Annotated in this window: 13 protein-coding genes and 1 pseudogene; 5 read left to right on the forward strand and 9 right to left on the reverse strand. The window is 66.0% G+C overall.

What is annotated here, in order from left to right:
* Nucleotides 1–2 precede the first annotated feature (2 nt).
* The 5 genes from Actkin_RS05120 to Actkin_RS05140 form a co-directional block, all read right to left on the reverse strand.
* Nucleotides 3–959: a DUF6895 family protein gene (locus Actkin_RS05120; protein WP_258906146.1), complete on the reverse strand. Its 957-nt coding sequence runs from the start codon at nt 957–959 to the stop codon at nt 3–5.
* 21 nt (nt 960–980) lie between these two features.
* Nucleotides 981–2,138 carry a glycosyltransferase gene (locus Actkin_RS05125; protein WP_258906147.1) on the reverse strand — a complete coding sequence of 386 codons (1,158 nt, stop codon included), beginning with the start codon at nt 2,136–2,138 and terminating at the stop codon, nt 981–983.
* Complete coding sequence (locus tag Actkin_RS05130) at nt 2,135–3,322, reverse strand: radical SAM protein (RefSeq protein WP_258906148.1); 1,188 nt, start codon at nt 3,320–3,322, stop codon at nt 2,135–2,137. The genes Actkin_RS05125 and Actkin_RS05130 overlap by 4 nt, the downstream gene beginning before the upstream one ends.
* An 80-nt stretch (nt 3,323–3,402) precedes the next feature.
* The gene (locus Actkin_RS05135) at nt 3,403–3,525 is read right to left on the reverse strand and encodes a hypothetical protein (protein WP_258906149.1); all 123 of its coding nucleotides are present in this window, start codon (nt 3,523–3,525) and stop codon (nt 3,403–3,405) included.
* 224 nt (nt 3,526–3,749) lie between these two features.
* Nucleotides 3,750–4,766 (reverse strand): PucR family transcriptional regulator, encoded by a 1,017-nt coding sequence (locus Actkin_RS05140; RefSeq protein WP_258906150.1) that lies wholly within the window; start codon nt 4,764–4,766, stop codon nt 3,750–3,752.
* Between the two features lie 97 nt (nt 4,767–4,863).
* Between Actkin_RS05140 and Actkin_RS05145 the strand changes: the two genes are divergently transcribed.
* From Actkin_RS05145 to Actkin_RS05165, 5 genes and pseudogenes are all read left to right on the forward strand, one after another.
* Nucleotides 4,864–5,751 (forward strand): alpha/beta hydrolase, encoded by an 888-nt coding sequence (locus Actkin_RS05145; protein ID WP_258906151.1) that lies wholly within the window; start codon nt 4,864–4,866, stop codon nt 5,749–5,751.
* A 60-nt stretch (nt 5,752–5,811) separates the two neighbouring features.
* Nucleotides 5,812–6,150 carry a nuclear transport factor 2 family protein gene (locus Actkin_RS05150; protein WP_258906152.1) on the forward strand — a complete coding sequence of 113 codons (339 nt, stop codon included), beginning with the start codon at nt 5,812–5,814 and terminating at the stop codon, nt 6,148–6,150.
* A gap of 35 nt (nt 6,151–6,185) precedes the next feature.
* Complete coding sequence (locus tag Actkin_RS05155) at nt 6,186–6,536, forward strand: hypothetical protein (RefSeq protein ID WP_258906153.1); 351 nt, start codon at nt 6,186–6,188, stop codon at nt 6,534–6,536.
* A 667-nt stretch (nt 6,537–7,203) separates the two neighbouring features.
* Nucleotides 7,204–7,434, forward strand: a pseudogene (locus Actkin_RS05160) (amidohydrolase family protein); the annotation flags it as partial.
* A 9-nt stretch (nt 7,435–7,443) separates the two neighbouring features.
* Nucleotides 7,444–7,623, forward strand: a complete 180-nt coding sequence (locus Actkin_RS05165; protein WP_258908101.1) for a hypothetical protein — start codon at nt 7,444–7,446, stop codon at nt 7,621–7,623.
* A gap of 1,016 nt (nt 7,624–8,639) precedes the next feature.
* Here the strand turns inward: Actkin_RS05165 and Actkin_RS05170 are convergent.
* Genes Actkin_RS05170 through Actkin_RS05185 form a run of 4 tightly spaced genes read right to left on the reverse strand, consistent with a single transcriptional unit; the run spans nt 8,640 to nt 17,674 of the window.
* Complete coding sequence (locus tag Actkin_RS05170; RefSeq protein WP_258906154.1) at nt 8,640–11,717, reverse strand: type III restriction-modification system endonuclease; 3,078 nt, start codon at nt 11,715–11,717, stop codon at nt 8,640–8,642.
* Nucleotides 11,718–11,721: 4 nt separating this feature from the next.
* Complete coding sequence (locus Actkin_RS05175; RefSeq protein WP_258906156.1) at nt 11,722–13,695, reverse strand: site-specific DNA-methyltransferase; 1,974 nt, start codon at nt 13,693–13,695, stop codon at nt 11,722–11,724.
* Between the two features lie 2 nt (nt 13,696–13,697).
* Nucleotides 13,698–14,411 carry a DUF4391 domain-containing protein gene (locus Actkin_RS05180; RefSeq protein WP_258906158.1) on the reverse strand — a complete coding sequence of 238 codons (714 nt, stop codon included), beginning with the start codon at nt 14,409–14,411 and terminating at the stop codon, nt 13,698–13,700.
* Nucleotides 14,408–17,674 (reverse strand): helicase-related protein, encoded by a 3,267-nt coding sequence (locus Actkin_RS05185; RefSeq protein WP_258906160.1) that lies wholly within the window; start codon nt 17,672–17,674, stop codon nt 14,408–14,410. The genes Actkin_RS05180 and Actkin_RS05185 overlap by 4 nt, the downstream gene beginning before the upstream one ends.
* Between the last annotated feature and the right edge of the window lie 845 nt (nt 17,675–18,519).

An 18,519-nucleotide genomic window follows, 5' to 3' on the forward strand; every position in this document is an offset into this window, starting at 1 on the left:
GGCTATCCGCCGCAGGCGGTGGACGGCGGGATCATCGAGGCCAGCGCCGTGACGAGCGTGGTGTGGTAGGCCTTGCGGAACAGCTCGACCGAGGTGGCCGTGTCCGGCGGGCGCTGCGCGGCGAAGCGCGCGGGGATGGCGCCGTCGGGCTTCTGCACGTTCAGCAGGGCGTCGATCGCTGCCTGGCCGGACGCGGTGTGCCGGGGGTCGAGGCCCAGGCAGGACTGGGTGAGGATGAACTCGGCGATGAGGTCCCAGTACTCGATCGCGATGAAGTGGTGCGTCAGCTGCTCGGCGACGTCGCGGATGCGCATCAGCTCCTCCGGCGGCACGCCCATGTCGCGCACGCCGAAGTCGGTGATGTGGAAGACGGTGTGGGTGATCCGGTAGGCCGTCTCGATGTCCATCGGCAGGACGTCGGTCAGGTTGGCGAGGATGCTGTCGGCGTAGAGCCGGTCGTACGGCTCGACGTCGTGGTCCAGTCCGGCCAGTTCGGCGTAGTAGCGCAGTTCGAGGCGACCGGACGGCGACTTCTTCGCGATGTCGACGTGCCCGTCCGGCGCCAGCCGCGCGAGCGTCGCCGGGTGTGTCGAGCCGGTCAGCCCGGCCGGGGCGAGCGCGCTGTAGATGAGCGCGAAACCGCGGGTGTAGGCGGGATTGTCGGCGAACTGCTCGGGGAAGTCCGGATCGCGCCAGATCTCGGCGACGGCGTCGCGGATAGCGGCTAACTCGGGGTCGTCCGGGCGGACCCGGCTCCAGAGCCGGTTCAGCAGCCCGATCTCCATGCACGCCTTGGCCCTCGGCGTCACCGGCAGGTCGGCGGCCGACGGGCGCAGGTAGCCCACGTTGGCGCTCATCCAGCGGCGCGCGCCCGAGGACAGCCGCTCCATGCCGAGGAACGCCGCCGCGGCGCCGTCGGCGCTCATGACGGCCGTGGGGTGCGGGGATGCGTCGTCCATCGTCGGCTCCTTGTCGGGTCTCTAGTTCAGTGCCGGAAGCAACACGCCCGAGCGCTCGACGACGTCGGCCGCGCGGGCGGCGCTGTCGGCCGCGGCCAGCACGCTGCCCAGCCGCGCCGCCCGGTCGCGCGGGCCGGGGTCGTCCCAGGCCGCGCGCAGGGCGGCGGCCGGGTCGTCGTCGGTGAGCAGCGGGGTCCCGACGCCCGCGCGGACGCAGGCCGCGCTGAGCACCGGCTGCTCCGAGCCGTTGGGGGACAGGCCCAGCGGCTTCCCGGCCAGCAGGGCGGCCAGCACCGGCGCGGACGTGCCGCTGGTCAGCACGAGCCCGGCGCGGTCGAGGAACGGGCGCATCCACGGCTTGCGCACCAGCAGGATGTCCGCCCCGGGCACGGGATCGGGGTTGGTGGAGCGGCCCTGCTCGACCACGGCCTGGAACGGGCCGCCGGTGAACGCTGCGTTGAGCCGGGGCCACTGCGTCCGCCCGCCGAAGAAGCGGCCGAGGTGCACGTAGACGACCGGCTTGCCCACCTCGTCCAGCCGGGCGAGTTCGGCGTCGGCGCCCCGGCCCGGCGTCGGCTCCCAGGCCAGCGGGCCGACGTGCCGCACGCGGTCGGGCAGGACCGTGCCGGGGTACTCCAGCGACGGGTGGCCGCGCAGCAGCAGGGCCGTGCCGTGCAGCGGGTCCGCCGACAGCGGGCGTCTGCGGGCCGGGAGCCCGGTGTGGGCGCGCAGGTCGTCGTAGATCCGCAGGGTGTCGCGGGTCCGCACGGCCCGGGTGGTGGCGGGCTGCGGCTCGTCGTCGCCGCCCGAGCGGTAGTTCCACAGGTACGTGGTCAGGCCGAGCACGAAGACCGGGAGGTCGAGGATCTCGCCCGCCAGCAGGGCGCCGTGGCACAGCACCGAGGTGACGAGCACGTCGGCGCCGACCTCGCGGGCGGCCTCGCGGGTCGCCTCGACCTGCGCCGCGCCGCCGTCGCGCCACCGCACGACCGAGAACCCGCCCGCGCCGCCGCGCTCCTCGGCGGCCAGGAACGGCAGCCCGGCGTGCGCGGCGACCGGGGCGGCAGCGGCGCGGCCCAGCACGTGCACGGTGTGGCCCCTGCGGACCAGCTCGCGGCCGAGCGCGATGGCCGGGTACAGGTAGCCCGCGTCGCTCAGCGGGCACAGCAGGATGTTCACAGCCTGCCGGTCGCGTCGAGGTAGTCCAGCAGCGCGGAATCGACGCCGTCGCGGAAGGCGGCCAGCACGTCCGCGCCGTCGGTCTGCCGGTAGGAGTCGCCGCAGCCGATCCAGCGGTCCCGCGTCTGCTCGGCGGGCAGGTAGCCGGTGTCGACGGTGCCGACCTCCCAGCCCGGCTTCCCGGCCGTCTCCCAGCAGCTGGCGAGGGTCCCGTCGGCGTTGACCACGCCGCCTCGGCTGCCGTCGCCCGGGCCGCAGGTCGCGCACAGCGCCTTGGGGCCGGGCCGGTTCACCGTGAACCCGCGGTCGAGGGCGGCGCGCTGCCAGCGGACGAACCGGGCGATGAGCTCGTCGGTGTGGGTCAGCCGGTTGGCGTACCCGATCCCGATGTCGCCGACCTGCGCGAAGTAGATGGCGCAGCGGGCGGGGTCGACGGCGTCGGCCAGCCGGTCGATCATCGCGTCGATGCCGTGGTGGTTGTGGTGGGAGACGTTGACCCGCAGCGTCCACCGGATGTCGGTGACCTCGGTGGCCCGCACGATGTTGCGCACGATGGTGTCGAACGTGCCGCCGGTGGAGCGGCGCACGCGGATGCGGTCGTGCTCGGCGCGGTCGCCGTCGAAGGTGACCTGGATGTGCTTGAGCTTCAGCTCCGCGAGCTGGGCGGCCAGCTGGGGCGAGAGCAGCGTCAGGTTGGAGACCATTCGCGCCGAGGTCAGCCCGTGGTCGGCGGCGCGGGCCAGCAGTTCGATGCAGCCCCTGGGGTTGAGCAGCGGTTCGCCGCCGAACAGCAGGATCCGCAGGTCGTCCAGGCCGCTCGCGGCCATCTGGCGGTCGGTGAACGCCAGGATGGAGGTGATCGTGTCGGAGGTCAGCCGGGCGTGGGCGATGCGCGGCGGCCTGCTGCCGCCGCCGGTGTCCTGGCTGGTGTTCTGGAAGCAGTACCCGCACCCGAGGTTGCAGTCGGTGCTGGTCAGCACGGTGAGCGAGTAGGAGTTGTCGGCCTTGGCGGTCATGAGGCCGCTCTCGTCGAGCCGCCGCAGCGCCTCCGGCCGCACCGTGCCGTCCTCGGCGATGTGCCGCTCGCGCAGCCGGGCGATCCCGCCGGGGCCGAGGAACCACCAGTTCCGCTCGCCCCTGAGGATCCGATCCCCACCCGCCCGACTGATCTGGCCCAGGCTCACCGCGACCTCCGTGTGCGTAGGGAATGGCGGGCATCCGGCCCCCCGAGCGGGAGCCGGACGCCCTGCGCAACCGCCTGGCGTCAGAGCGCCTGGCTGTTGTTGACGACGCACCAGTCCTCGGCGTCCGCGCCGTGCGCGACGACCTCGACGTCCTCGGCGGTCTCCTCGGTCTGGGGGGTCTCGGGGCTCTTGTCCTCGGACATGCAGTCTCCTCGTGGTGTCGCGCCGCCCCACCGCTTGTCCGGCGGTTCGGCAGGATTGCCGGGGGTTTCTCCAGTCTTGCCCGGTTCCGGAAGCGGCTTCCATGCGACCTTCGGGCAGTAGACGCGCGCCACGGGAAGCTATTAAGCTCAACGGTTTCGCGCGTCGCCACTAGCCCATTCGCTGTATGCGCGGCTGGGCGGATCGACTGTCCACTTCGGATCGACTACTGGTCGAGGAGACGCCAGGTGGTGAGGGCGATCCGGGCGCGCAGGAGGCCCGCCGGGTCGGTGAGGGGGATGGCGACGGTCCTGCCGATCTGGTCGAGCCTGCGGACGACACTGCTGTGGTGCAAGTGGAGGACGTCGGCTGCCCGGCGCGCCGAGCCCTCGGCGCAGTAGGCGTCCAGGGTTTCCAGGTCGTCGCTGGCCAATCCGGCGATGGCGGCGACGTCGGGGTTGTCGCGCGCGGTGTCGCGGGGGACCTGGGCGAGCAGGGCCAGCGCGCCGAGGTCGTCGTGGTGGACGACCGGCTGGCGCGGCGTGGTGAAGCGCAAGGCGGTGCGGGCCTGCGACCAGGACCGGTCGGGGCGGTCGGCGGCGCCGATGCCCGCGCGGACGCCCGCGGGGAACGCGGCCGCGTCGACGGTGGCGGCGAGGATGACGCCCACGTCGCCCAGCGGCGCGGCCTTCACCGGGCGAGCGGGGCAGATCAGGCCGCCGACCCGGTCGAGGGGGAGGGGCGACCGCAGGGCGACCACGCGGACCGGCAGGTCGGCGGGGAACCCCAGCAGCCGCAGCGCGCGGACTCGGGCGGCGTCGTCGTCGGCGCTGATCGCGAGTTCGACGAGGGCCGGGTCGGCCATGGTGGTGCGGGCCGGGCCGTAGCGCTCCACGACCGCGGCCGCGGCGATGGCGAGCCGGTCGAGCAGCAGGTCGTCGAGCGGGCCCCGCGGGCGCTCCAGCCACACCGTGCCGATCTCCTCGTCGTCGAGGGTGATCGGTGTGGTCGTCGCCGGGGACGGCGGTGTGGTCGCCGCGCTGCCGTCGGGGGAGAACCGGACGGTCCGGCCCGCGCCGTGCAGCCGGATGCCGACCACGCACTCGGCCAGGCCCGCGGACGCCCGGGCGAGCGCGGGGAGGTCCACCCGCCTGCGCATCAGGGTGTCGTAGAACATGACGAGGCGGATCGCGCCCTCGGCGTGCGAGTCCAGGTGCGACAGCCGTTCGACCAGTGCCTCCATGCCTGGAGGATAGGCGCGCCGACCGGTGCGGGATCGGCCCGGGACGCGCGACGGTCGGCGGGTGATCGCGGGGCGGTTGGTGGCGAGGATGGTCGTCATGGATCCCGAACTCGAAGCGTTCGTCCCGCTGTTCCCCCACGTCGATCTGAACGACCCGGTCGGTGCTCGCGCGAGCCTCGCCGCGCTGTCGGCCTCCGCGCCCGCGCCGGACCTGACCGGCATCGACGTCGAGGACCGGATGGCGGGTGACGTGCCGGTGCGCGTGTACCGCCCGCATGAGGCCCAGGGCGGCATCGTCTGGGTGCACGGCGGCGGGTTCGTCATGGGCGACTTGGACACCGAGCACCCCTGGACCGCGCGGCTCGCCGCGGCGGCAGGCGCGGTCGTGGTCTCGGTGGACTACCGCAGGGCGCCCGAGAACAGATTCCCCGCCGCCCTCGACGACGCCTACGCCGCACTGGTCTGGACCACCTCGCACGCCGAGGACCTCGGTGTCGCCCCGGACCGGATCGCCGTCGGCGGGCACAGCGCGGGCGCCGGGCTCGCTGCCGCCGTGGCCCTGCGCGCCCGCGACGAGCAGGGCCCGCCGATCCGTCACCAGCTGCTCAACCAGCCCCAGCTGGACGACCGGCAGGAGACCTGGTCGGCCAGGACCTTCACCGACACCCCCTGGATGACCCGCGACAAGATCGCCACCGCCTGGCGGCACTACCTGCCGGGCGCCCCCGCGTCGCCATACGCCGCCCCAGCCCGCGCCGAGGACCTGTCCGACCTCCCACCCGCCTACATCGCCACCGCCGAATTCGACCCACTGCGCGACGAGGGCATCACCTACGCCCTACGCCTGCTGCAGGCGGGCGTGCCGGTCGAACTGCACCAGTGGCCGGGCACCTTCCACGGCTCCCAAGCCATCCCGACCGCCGAGGTGTCCCAACGCCAGGTCACCGAACTCGTCGCCGCCCTACGCCGCGCCCTGGCCGCGTGAGTGGCCCGTTGCCGGGGCGGACGGCGGTACTGTCGGTCGACCCTGAGACCGAGGAGCACCGTGTCCCCCGAGGATGTCGTGGCCGAGCAACTGGCCGCCTACAACGCCCGCGACCTCAACTGCTTCCTGGCCTGCTACATCGAGGACGTCCCGGTCTACGCGTTCCCGTCGGGCGTGGAACTGACCGACCGCTCCGGGCCCCGCTTCCGCGAGCGGTACGAGGCGCTCTTCGCCTCCAGCCCCAACCTCCACGCCGAACTCGTGTCGCGAGTGGTCCACGGCCGCATCGTCATCGACCGGGAACTCGTCACCGGCTTCAACAACACCGAGACCCGCGCGGCGGCGGCCATGTACGAGGTCGTCGACGACAAGATCACTCGAGTCTGGTTCATCGAGTGATATCCGCTTGACGGCGAAATGGTGTGGATATGGGAATGTTCAACCTCGTCCTGGACCCGGTGCCCCGGGAATGCCCCAGCTGCGCGACCGCGACACAGCGCTGGGTCCAGTACAAGTACGGCGCGTTGAGAATGAGCCGCCACCAGGTGGGCGACCACATCCACCACGACGAGTTCGACGAGGGCGCACCCGGCCACGACCGTGTTGGAGTCGAAGGGCTCGGCGCCCCCTGCCCGAATTGCGGCCACGACGACGACCTCGTGTACGACATCGTCATCGAGTCCGACGTGATCTCCTCGGTGGCACTCACGTCCGGGGAGATCGATTACCTCGAACAGGGGAATGCCTACTGGGTCCTGCTCCCGGGCTCGCAACGACCCACCTGACCCCCACTACTCGATAAGTGATCGCCTAAAGACCGGCTGAAGCCAGCGCTGTCTAAGGGAAGGGCGTCGTGGCCGCAACGACGATCATCAACGCGAAGGTGTTCGACGGGGCGAGGTCGCGGGAGTGGACCTCGATCCGATTCGCCGACGGGCTGATCACCGAGTGCTCGGCGACCTCAACCGCCCGAGAAGGCGACGTCGTGATCGACGCGGGTGGTGGGACTGTGCTTCCCGGTCTGATCGACACCCACGTGCACCTCCTCCCCGGCGCTCTCGGGCAATCGCTGGCCTTCGGCGTCACCACCGTCCTCGACATGTTCAGCAAGCCCGAGATGGTGGCCGCGGCCAAGGAGCAAGCAGGCTCCCGCCCGGACGTGGCCGACGTGCGCTCCTCGGGGGTCGGCGCCACCGCCCCCGGCGGGCACCCGTCGATGCTCTACGCGCCGATCCCGACCGTGACCGCCGCCTGCCAGGCCGAGCAGTTCGTCGCGGACCGCGTCGCGGAGGGCTCGGACTACCTGAAGATCATCTCCGGTGTCGGGGGCTTCTGGCCGTCGCTGGACTCCGGCACCATCTCGCCGAGGCCGGAATCGCGGTCGGCCCGACGCTGGCCACCATCGAGAACACCCTCGGCGACGCCCGGCCCTACTCGCGCGCCGAGGCCACCGTGCGCCGCCTGGCCGACGCGGGCGTCACCCTCCTGGCAGGCACCGACGCCCCGAACCCGGGAACAGTGTTCGGAGCGAGCCTCCACCGCGAACTGGAACTCCTTGTCCGCTGCGGCATCACCCCGGCACAGGCCCTGTCCGCCGCCACAACCAATCCGGCCCGAGTGTTCCCCCTCCCAGACCGAGGCCGCATCGCCACCGGCCACCGCGCGGACCTGATCCTCGTCTCCGGAGACCCCTTGGCCGACATCTCCGCAACACGCGAGATCAAACAGATCTGGCGCGCAGGCACCCCCTGCACTCCCCACGCGTTCGTCCCCAGCGCGGCCGAGACCGAACACCTCACCGCCTTCAACGCCCAGATCGCCAAGGCCGTGGCAGCCGTGCGCCAACGCTGGTCCCCGAGGAAGGCCCCCTGACCGCGGACTCCGCACAGACCAAGACAAATCACCCACCGCAGCCGCTGGAGCAGAGGGGGCGCCTGGGCGCCGCTCGTCACCGCGATCGAGCACGGCTACAAAGACGAGGTCGCCGAGTACACCAACGGACTCTACTGCCGGAACTGGCTGCACGAAGCATGGCTGCTGCTGGACGACCACGTCCTGCAACTCTGGAGTCCACGGGTCGAAGACCTCGACAACCGGTACAGAAACGCGACCGTCTACGACGACGGCCAAGCACTGGACCACTTCCACCGGATCCCCGGCCCCGATCTGTGGTGGTGGCGTCGCCACCCCCGCATCCTCACCGGAGATCTCGGCCGATCACTGCGCTCAGCAGGCGCCGTCACAACCAGTCCGCACACGACCTGACATCCCCAGATGCCGACCGCTTGGCAACATGAAACACGCGCACATGCCGACGAGCGCGCGTCAACCAAGTCGGCGGCTTGGGTCGTCATCTCGACCGAGAAACGCAGAAACCCGCCTGACCAGCAGAAACTGCATGTTCAGACGGGTTGATCCACGGGTGGAGCTGAGGGGACTCGAACCCCTGACGCTCACACTGCCAGCATGGTCAGACCGTTTCCCCTGACCAGCTCAAACAGAGAACCAGCACGTCAGCCGGTTCCGTCTACCACCGTTCGGACCCCTTGCACGTCGTTCGACTCCGCCGCCTGCTCCAGATTTGCTCCACACACAGCGGTGTGCACGGCGGCAGAACCCAACCGCCTAACATGCGATCCACGCACCCGGTGCAAGACTCGATCCGTACTCGCAGGACCGCAGGTAACTGCTTACCCCGTCCGCACGGAGACTGTGCCATTCGTCGAGTGAGCAGCCGAGTGTGCCTCCGCACGGCATCACGCCTTCGACGCCCGAGCCACCGTTGGTGAGATTAGCTACTGCCCGCGCTGAGATCTTGAACAAAGTTCAGCGCTTGCCCTGCCCAACCGGGCCGAAACCGGTAGTAGTTTTGAGGAACTTACCCCTAGTTACGCCCCCACGAGCTGGAGCAGGTTCTCGAACGTGTCGACTACGTCGTAGGTGACGTTCTCGGTGCCTGCTTTCTCGTTGAGCGACCTGAAGAACTTCCGAGCGCACTCTATCTTTGCTTCCTCGATCCCCTTGAGCTGGAGCGTGGACATCGTGCCCTTGGTCTCGGCGACGAAGTAGACGTGCTTGACCTTGCCTTCGCGGAAGGCAATCGCCCAGTCTGGGTTGTAGTCGCCGACTGGGGTCGGGATGAAGAATCCGCGCGGCAGCTTGGAGTAGACGACTACCTCGTCGCTGACGTCGAGCTTCTCGACGAACAACCGCTCGACCTTTGAGTCGGTGACCACGTACTCGTAGACGCTCTTCTTGAGCTTGTCACCGGCTTTCGAGAGGTCTTGCGCGGTCTGATTCTCGGTGAAGATCGAGGAGTCGTAGCGGCCATCGAGCGGGTCGTAGCTGAGGTGCTCGACGATCACCGTAGCCTTCTGCTCGTTGATGAGCCGGGCCGCCTCGGTGATGAACTGCTCGGGGTTCTGCTTGAACTTCGCGAAAGTGCCGGGGTTGATGCCCGTAAGGATTGCCGCGCAGGTCCGGCGGGTGAGCTGGGTCTTCTCCGCGATTTCGCCGAGCAGGTCGTACTTCACTGTGGAGCTTGCGGAGACGGCTGAGTGCTCGACCTTCGTCTCCGACACCTTGAACCCGGTCCCTGCTTTGAGCTGCTCGACTTCGAGTCCCACGACCTGCTTGCCCGCCTCGACGAGGTACTGCATGACTGTCACGTTGAGCGACTTGTCGAGCGTGTGGACGCAGTTCTTGATTAGTTCGGAGGAGTCGAACTCGACCTGGTAGACGGACTTGTGGTTGATGCGGCTCCACAGCTCTTGGAACTCGCGCTTCTTGAAGTTCGCCTCGTTGAACGGGATCTTCTTCGGCTTGCGGCCGTCGGTCGGCTTGGGTATGTCGAGGTACAGCGCGTCGACGAGCGGCCACACGAAGTCGATGACAGGCCTGAGCACTTCGGCCACGGGTGCGGCGAGCGTTCCATCGGCGCGGGCGTTCCTGTATGCCTCCGTGACCAGGCCGTCGTCGTCGATGTAGTCGTTACGGATCAGGTGGTTGTAAAGCGCTTGCGCGAGCGTCTTCTCCAGCGCGGTGGTGGAGCCGTCGGCGAGCTTGATTTGCTTGCCGATGAAGTAGTCGACGGTCGCCGTGCGCGGACGGGCCGACAGCGACTCGATGATCTCCTTCTGGAGGGCGGTGACGAAGTCGGTGTACGACTCGTCGGTGACGACGGTTAGCTCGTTGATGTCGTGGACGATGACGGGGTTGTCCATCCGCTCGCCGTGCTGGTCGACCGACAGGCGCAGGCCTCGGCCGATCTCCTGTCGCCGCGTGGTGGTGTTGTCGCTCTTCTTGAGCATGCCCATGACGAACACATTTGGGTTGTCCCAGCCCTCGCGCAGGGCCGAGTGCGACCAGATGAACCGCACCGGCTCCTCGAACGACAGAAGCCGCTCCTTGTCCTTGAGGATCAGGTCGTAGGCATCAACGTCGTCCGACTGGCCTGCGAAGTCGCCACGCGCGGCGATCTTGCCGTCGATGGAGCGGCCGGTCTTCTTGTCGATCGAGAAGTAGCCCTCGTGCGTCGAGCGCACCGGGATCGCCTCGACATGCGCGCGGTACCGCTCCGCGGCCTCGTCAAGGTCGAGCTGGCCTAAGTAGTCATTGAGAACCGCCTCGTACTCCTCCTCGAACACGCGGGCGTACTCGCCCAGCGTGTCCTCGCGGTCGTAGTCGCGGTATTTGGCGACCTCGTCGATGAAGAACAGCGACAGTACCTTGATGCCTTGCGCGAACAGCTCACGCTCTTTGTCGAGGTGGGCGCGGATGACTTCCCGGATCTGGATGCGGCGCTTCGCGTCGTCGGTCACATCCTGAGTGACCTCACCGGCGCCGATGATGTCGCCGTTGCTCAGCTCGACGATGTCGCGGTTCGCATCGACATCCCGGATGAACAGGCCCCTGTACGCCTCGATACCGCCGGAGACGTCGTGCAGATTCATGCCCTGGCTCAGCCGCTTCACCTGCCGCCTGATGCCCTGGGCGGTCTGCACTTCCAGTTCGACCCGAGCCTTCGGGAAGTCCGTACCTTTGCCGACCTCCAGCCCGTCCACATACAGGTAGGCGGTGCTGCCAGCCAGGTGCTTGACCGTGATGCCGCGCACCGCGATCTTCTTCACCAGCTTCTGGTTGTACGCATCCACAGCGTCCAAGCGGTACACCTTGGTGCGCTCGATCTTGTGGGTCGCCGAGTAGCGTAAAGCGAACAGCGCCCTGAACAACCCGAGCGCCTCCAGCGATTTCGACGGCTTCTTCCCATCGCCCTCGATCTTCTGCGGCTCATCGATGATCAGAATCGGACGGTTCGCCGCGATCACGTCGATCGGCCTTCGCGACTGGAAGTCGTCGAGCACCTCGTAGATGCGGCGGGCGTCCTTGCCGGTGGCGTTGAACGCCTGGATGTTGATGATCATCACCTGCACGCCCGAGTCGGAGGAGAATCGCTCCAGCTCGTGCAGCCGCGAGGAATTGTAGACAAACGTGCGAGGCTTGGTGCCGTAGAGCTGCTGAAAGTGCTCGGCAGTGATGTCGAAGGACTTCTTCACGCCCTCGCGTATCGCAATCGACGGCACGACCACGATGTACTTCGACCACCCGTACCGCTTGTGCAGCTCCATGATCGTCTTGATGTACACGTAGGTCTTGCCCGTACCGGTTTCCATCTCGACGTCAAGATTGATCGGGGCCGCTGACTTCTTGACGGGGTCCTTGAGGTCCTTCGACTGCTCCAGCCCGCGCGCCTGTTGCACCCGGTGCACGTTTGCCAGTAGCTGTGGGGGAGTCAGAGCGATCTCCGCGTTGCGCAGACCGGCGTCCTCCAAAAAGGCTTGCGCAGCGTCCTTGCCGGGGTCGATGCGGTACTTCACGCCGTCGGCGTACGGCTGCCCGGTGAACACGTCGACAACGGCATCGACGGCCTCGGTCTGATACTGCTGGACCTTGAACTGGAGCTTCATCGCGTCAGATCGCCCTTACCTCTGTCTCGGGTGAAACCTCGCGGAAAACCTGTTCAGCGTTGATGCGCGCCGCGTCGCTGGCGAAGCCCGCGTCGAGGAACACGGCGCGCAGCGGATGCCGTACGGCTATGGCCCTTACGACTGCGTCGTTCACGGTGTTCGAGAAGCATGCGATGAGAGCATCGTTCGCGACGGTAAAGACGTCTTGGCCAGCGATCTCCTGGACGGTGATGGGCTCAGAGAGATCCAATCCCCAGTCGAGCAGAACCTGGAAGAGCACGTCTTCATCCGTGCGATCTGGCTTCACGCTGCCCACAACGTCAGAGAGCGTGGGTTGGACAAGCTCGTCGGCCGTCGAGAGTGTGTCAGCCATGCTTGTGCTGTCCACGCGGAGTGCTCGGAACCCGACGTCCAGCGTGTCACCCATGAGACCGGCCTCGGCACGCAACTTCGTTCCCGCACGACGGAGCCTCTCGCGGGCGATCTGAGCAATCGTCTCATACCCCTCTTGCCTGGCGACCGATTCGGCAGCAACGGGTTCGTCTAGCTGCACGATCACAAACCGACGCTGGCCACCATCGACTCGATTCAGCTCCATAACAGCGTGCCCGGTCGCTCCTGACCCTCCGAAGAAGTCAAGGACAACCGCGTCAGGCTTTGCGCCCGTCACGGCGTTGATCCATTTGCCGAGAACTCCTGTGTCCTTCGGGTTATCGAAGACAACAGCACCCATAAGGCTCGCCACCGCAGACGTGGCGCTCGCTCGTTCATGGACAACCAGCGAGCGGATGGCCTGATCCTCCTGCTCATCGAGGAACACCTTGCGGCGAGGCGCTGTGTTCTCGTCCGGCCCGAAGATAATTCGGCCATCGGAAATCATCTGCTTCATGGTTTCCTTTGAGTACCTCCATCCGTTCGGATGCATCGGCACAGGCTTACCGGTCACGGGGTGGGCCAGGTCGTACTGAAGGTTGGCCCGCGGGTTCGGGCTGGCGAGAGGACCGCGTAGGAATGCTCGGCCGTCCTCGTCGATCTCGGTGTACGACTGCAAGCCCTTCTCCGTGTCCGGCTTCGTCCGCCACCATTCGCGCAACAAGGCCGTCGCTCGCTCCGCGTCGTGGCCAGACGTCGCCCACGCATCGCGAACTGCGGACACCACGAGGCCGTAGCCGCTCTTGGGCTCCTTCCAGCGGACGTCGTCAGCGATCAAGCGGTTGCGGTTGCGGGCGTATACGAGCATGTAGTCCAGGCCGCCAGCCGAGAACCGTGCGTCGTTCTTTGCCCTGCCCTGCCATACCACATTCGAGAGAAAGTTCTGAGCTCCAAATACCTGGTCGAGAATTTGCTTCAATCCTGAGTGCTCACCATCATCGATGGCCACGATCAGTACGCCCGAGTCGCTCAGGAGATTGCGTGCGAGCTTGAGCCGCGGGTACATCATGCTGAGCCAGTCCGAGTGGAATCTTCCGTTGGCCTCAGTGTTGGCAATGAGGCGTCCTCCTGCCGAATCGTGCTGGCCCGATCGCGAGAGGTAGCCACTCGTCGTCTCTACGAAATCGTCGTTATAGACCCAGTCAGCGCCCGAGTTGTAGGGCGGGTCGATATAGATGGCATCCACTCGTCCGAGCAGAGACTCTTGGAGAAGCTTCAGCGCTTCGAGGTTGTCGCCCTCGATGAAGATGTTCTTGGTGGTGTCGAAGTCGACCGACTCCTCGCGCACGGGGCGCAGCGTCTTCGCGATTGGTGTGTTGGCGGCGAAGGCTGCGGCGCGCTTGCCGGGCCAGTCGAGCTGGTAGCGCTCCTGCGGCCCTTCAACGATGTGGTCGGAGAGTTCCTGGCGCAGCAGATCGAAGTCGACGGCGCGCACCGGCTTGCCACTGGAGTCGAGAGTCTCGGTGACGACCGTGGGGAACAACTCGGCGATGGCATCGATGTTGCGCTGGGTGAGGTCTGGCGAGTGCATCTTGAGCTTGTCCACTGTCATTCCTTGTTGTTCGGGGTGAGGTCAATCAGCTCGGTGAGCACTGCGGTGCGTTCCTTGATCTGCTTGCGGAGTTCGATCTTGCGGTTGAGCTGTGGTTCGATGCGCAGCTTCTTGTTCAGTGCGGCGATCTCACGCTCGAGCTTGCGGGCGCGGCACAGTCTTTCGGTTGCCTGTGACACCGTCTCGCCGACGCGCGTCGTGACCGGTAGTAGCGATGTGAATATCGCTTCGTACAGGCCTGGCAGATTGAGCGCCGTGGGTAGAGGTCGGCGGGGCGCGTCAGAGGGTTGCCAGTCGGTCGTAAAGTACGGTCCGATCTTTGGCACTCTGCCGTCGAGCGCCTTCTGGGCTGCGACCGTGCGCAGACCGTCGTTACTAGCGACTTCGAAGATGATTGGGAAGTGCACAGATCTGTCGATGGCGGTCAGCACCTCGTCGGAGACATCCTCGCCCTTGGTCTCGACGGTGAAGATCTGGATCTCGGGCACCGCAGTCGTGCCGCGCAGGTGGATGGTGTCGTCGGCGAGCTTGTAGGCCCAGGTGATCCGCTGAATGTCATTGACGAATTTCTCGCGCACTGCGGTGCGGACGTTGCCATGCTCGTAGAACTTTGTCTTCGGGACGGTGCGGCCGAACGCGGCTTTCGGGGGCCAGCGGTATAGGACCGGGGTGGTTCCGACAGATTCGACCGCTGGCGAGGCGTCAATCATTTGATGGGCTCCTCGACGATGGCGAGGAAGGCGATAAGCTCGAAGTCATCGAGCCCGGCAATGGTCTGCGCGAGCGCAGTCGTGTGGCCGGGACTGAACAGGCTATCGACGTCGCGCTCGTCGGTGAGGTCGATCATCGAGCGGATCGCATCGGTGAGCAGGCGACTGTACGTGCCCATTTCGGCCCCGTCGCGAGTGACAGCGTTGAAAATGCGGCACACCTCCCATGCGGGCTCGTCACGGTTCCGGCATCCGGCGCGGATCAGGTCGAGCAGGTGCTTGACCTCGGTGTGATCGGCGATCACCTGTCCGTCGTCGTCGAGGTAGACGAGGTAGTGCGGGTGCAGCCGGTTGCCACGGTTGAGATGCTGGTCGGCGTTGATGTTGCGCAGCACGAAGATCGCGCCGGGCTTAAGCCCTTTTTCGGGGTGGGCGGGAACGACCGCGTGCAGTCCCTTCGGGGTGCCGGCCAGGTCGCCGTACTGCTTGAGGTAGCCGAGCAAGTCCATGCGGAAGTCGTTCAGGCCGAGGTCGGTGATCGACACGCCGGTGCGAACGTCTTCGAGTTCGATTACTTCGTCTTGAAGCTTGCGGAGCTGTTCCTTGCGGAATGCGGCATCGCTGGCCTCCGGGTCGAGAATGTTGTCGTCGCCTGTTCCGCCGAGGTTGGCGGCGACCATGCGGTTCTCGACGCGCTCCTTGAGGTTGATATATTCGTCCAGCGAGATGTCTGGCCAGAAGTTCACAAGCTGGATGCGCTCGTTGGTCGAGCCGATACGATCGATTCGGCCAAATCGCTGGATAATTCGCACAGGGTTCCAGTGGATGTCGTAATTGACCAGGAAGTCGCAGTCCTGGAGATTCTGGCCCTCACTGATGCAGTCGGTGCCGACTAGTAGGTCGATCTCCGAGGTCTCCTGCGGCATCACCAGGTGGCGCTGCTTCGACTGAGGGGAAAACAGGGTGAGGATCTGCTGGAAGCTGTATCCCTTGCCGACCGTGGTCGACGGGTTGCCTTGGCCGGTGACGAGGGCGCTGTGGTAACCGTGCTGCTTCAGCGCTGGGGCGAGGTTCTTGTAGAGGTACTCGGCCGTGTCGGCGAACGCGGAAAAGATCAGAACCTTGCGGTTGTCGGGGTTCAGTGGCTGCTGGAACTTGGCGTCGAGCCGCTCGAGCAGCGCGCGAAGCTTGGAATCGTGCTCAGGCGTGATGCCGCTGACCGAGCGCAGCAGGTTCTGGATCACCGTGCCGTCGTGGGTGAGGTCGCGACTCCACGACTCGACGTCCATGTCGGTCAGGTCGATCTGCACCTTCCGGCCGACCGTGCCGCTGGTGGGGAACTCGAAGTCGTCATCGTTGGTGTCCACGTCGGTGAACGCGGAGACGATGTCGGCGATGTTCGCGGCGTGGTTGTCTACAGCTTCGATGGCGTCGGCGACCGCGCGCTCCAGCCGATTAAGGGTCAGACGGAACGCCTCGATGCTGCTCTCCAACCGCTTGAGCAGATTCACCGTCATCAGCTTGCGGATGCCCTGCTCGCGGTTCGCCGCACCAAGGTTCGCGTTTTCACCACCCATGTAGTTCTGGCCCGCACCTGCCCCGTAGATCTGCTCGTACTTGTCTCGGCGGCTTTCGAACACGTACGCCAGCGGCGTGTAGACCGCCAGAGTCAGGAGCTGAAGCTGTTCGAAGATCTCATTGAATGTCGGGGCGCCCGCCAGGTCCGTCAGTGGCGGCCGCAGGGATTCCGGCTTCATCCGCTCTGGGAACGCGCCAATGTCGGCGGTGTCATAGAACGCCTGGATGTGTTTGCGCGAGCGGGCGATCGTCACGGCGTCCAGCAACTCGAAGAAGTCGAAGTCCAGCCGGGCGAGGATGGCGTCAGTTGTGCGCAGCTCCGGCGGTAGGTCGGACCACTCGTTGAAGACGCGCTGGGCTTGCCGGAACACCTCCTCGATCGATTGGATGTTGAGTTTTGTGGCGAGCTGCGTCGAATCCCCCGCGTAGGTGAGGGCCAGCTGATTACGCAGATCATTGAAGCGGTTGTTGACCGGGGTCGCGGAGAGCATTAACACCTTTGTCTTCACGCCTGCGCGGATGACCTTGCGCATCAGCCGCTGGTAGCGGGTCTCCCGCTGGGCGATGATGTCGGCATTGCGGAAGTTGTGAGATTCGTCGATCACCACCAGGTCATAGTTGCCCCAGTTAATCAGGTCCAGCCGCTTGCCAAGGGATTCGCCACCGTCGCGCGACAGGTCGGTGTGGGCGAGAACGTCGTAGTTGAAGCGGTCTTTCGTGAAGATATTCGTTGTGTAGTTTGAGTTGTAATTCGTCCAGTTTTCAGTGAGCTTCTTCGGCGCCAGTACGAGTACGGTCTTATTGCGCAGCTCGTAGTACTTGATCACTGCCAGCGCTGTGAAGGTCTTCCCGAGTCCAACACTGTCGGCGAGGATGCAACCGTTGTAGGTCTCCAACTTGTTGATCACGCCGGTCGCGGCGTCCTTCTGGAAGTTGTAGAGCGCCTTCCAGATCTCGGTGCCCTGATATCCGGTGCGGTCGTTCGGCAGCACGTCTTCGCTGATGTCTTCGAGGAACTCGTTGAAGAGGTTGTAGAGGATCAGGAAGTACACCCGCTGTGGCGAGTTCTCGGCATATACGCTCGCGATGTGCTCTCGGACCGCCTCGGTCACGTCGTCGAGTTGGTCCGGGTTGTGCCAGATCTGGTCGAAGAGCTGCATGTACTGGCGCGTTGCTAGCTTGTCGTCGATCTTGTGGACCATGTTCGACACCGCGGGGCCGCGCTCATATCCGAGGTCGGCGGTCGTGAAGCCGTGGAGGGGTGCGTATGCGGCGATGTCGTCGACTACAGCGAAAGACTGCATTGGCGCGCCTGTGTGGTTCGAGCGGAACGTGACCTTCTGCCGCACCCACTCAGCGCATTCACGTGCGATGGCCCGTTGGGTCAGCTTGTTGCGCAGCCGAATCTCGAACTCTGTGCCGTACAGTGCCGCATCCTGGCGCTTGTCGTTCGGAATGAAGAACTGCCGTTTCTCCTGCGCGGGTTTGTCGGTCGCCTTCGTCGTTGTGAACGATGGGGCGGTGAAGATGAACTCAAGCTCCTTGATCGACTGAAGTTCACGCCTCAGTGCTTCGAATGCGAAGATCGAGAACGTGCTCGCCGCGATACGCAGCTTGGAGCCAGACTTGATCGAAGCCTTTAGATCGTCGCCGAAGAACTCATTGAGGTTGTCGATGATGCGCACTCAGGCGTCACCTCCCTTCGGTCTGGAGCCAGGTGACGCTCCGCCTCTACGTATCTGGTTGTCGACAACCTCGCTGATTTTGAACTTCGGGACGTTGATGAGGGGCCGGGCCCGCGGCCGCTTGTCATGACTGGCCGTGTAGTGAATTTTCGAGCCGCTTGCCTCCAACACGAAGGGAAACCGGCCGTTTACCGTTGACACCCTAGGCCGAACCTCAGGCAGGAAGTAGCAGGCGCGCATGGCCGATGGCCGTGCCACTCGGGGCAACGTCGTACCCACCGGCCTGAGGTCGTCTGTCACCTAGCCATCGCCCCCAGCATCGTTGTTGAGCGTCAGAACCATCTTCCATTATGGGTGCGACAACACCGATCGCCCAACTGGCCACTCCGGCACAGGTCAGCGCTCCGCCTGACCAATGCTGGCGACGAGGCGAAACAAGCCGGACATCGTCGGAACCTGTCGGTTGTCCGCCCGCCGCCCTCGGCGGAAGCGGGGCCAAGTCTCATATGCCCCGGTCAGTGCTATCTCACCCACTGCCAGCCCTCCACGGCGCCGTCCTGAACGGTCGGCCACGACCGTCGCTCGATGTAGAGCGGCGTGAGTAACGCGGCCTCCTGGGTGCGGTGGCGACCGACACGGCATACCTGCAGGCGGTCGACGTGGTCACCTTCGCGTGCCTCTCCAACTCCCGGCCTTCTGATGACGCCGATCAGGCTAGCGGCTGACTCTGACAGGTACAGCCAGTTGGTCGGTGTGCCTCGTTACGGCCAGATTATGGGAGCTTCGGAACGGGCCGGTAACTACTAAACCGGCGATGTCTGGGGTCGCCAGCCCCGGGGTGAAAC

This window comes from Actinokineospora sp. UTMC 2448 (assembly GCF_024760565.1).
GTDB lineage: Bacteria > Actinomycetota > Actinomycetes > Mycobacteriales > Pseudonocardiaceae > Actinokineospora > Actinokineospora fastidiosa.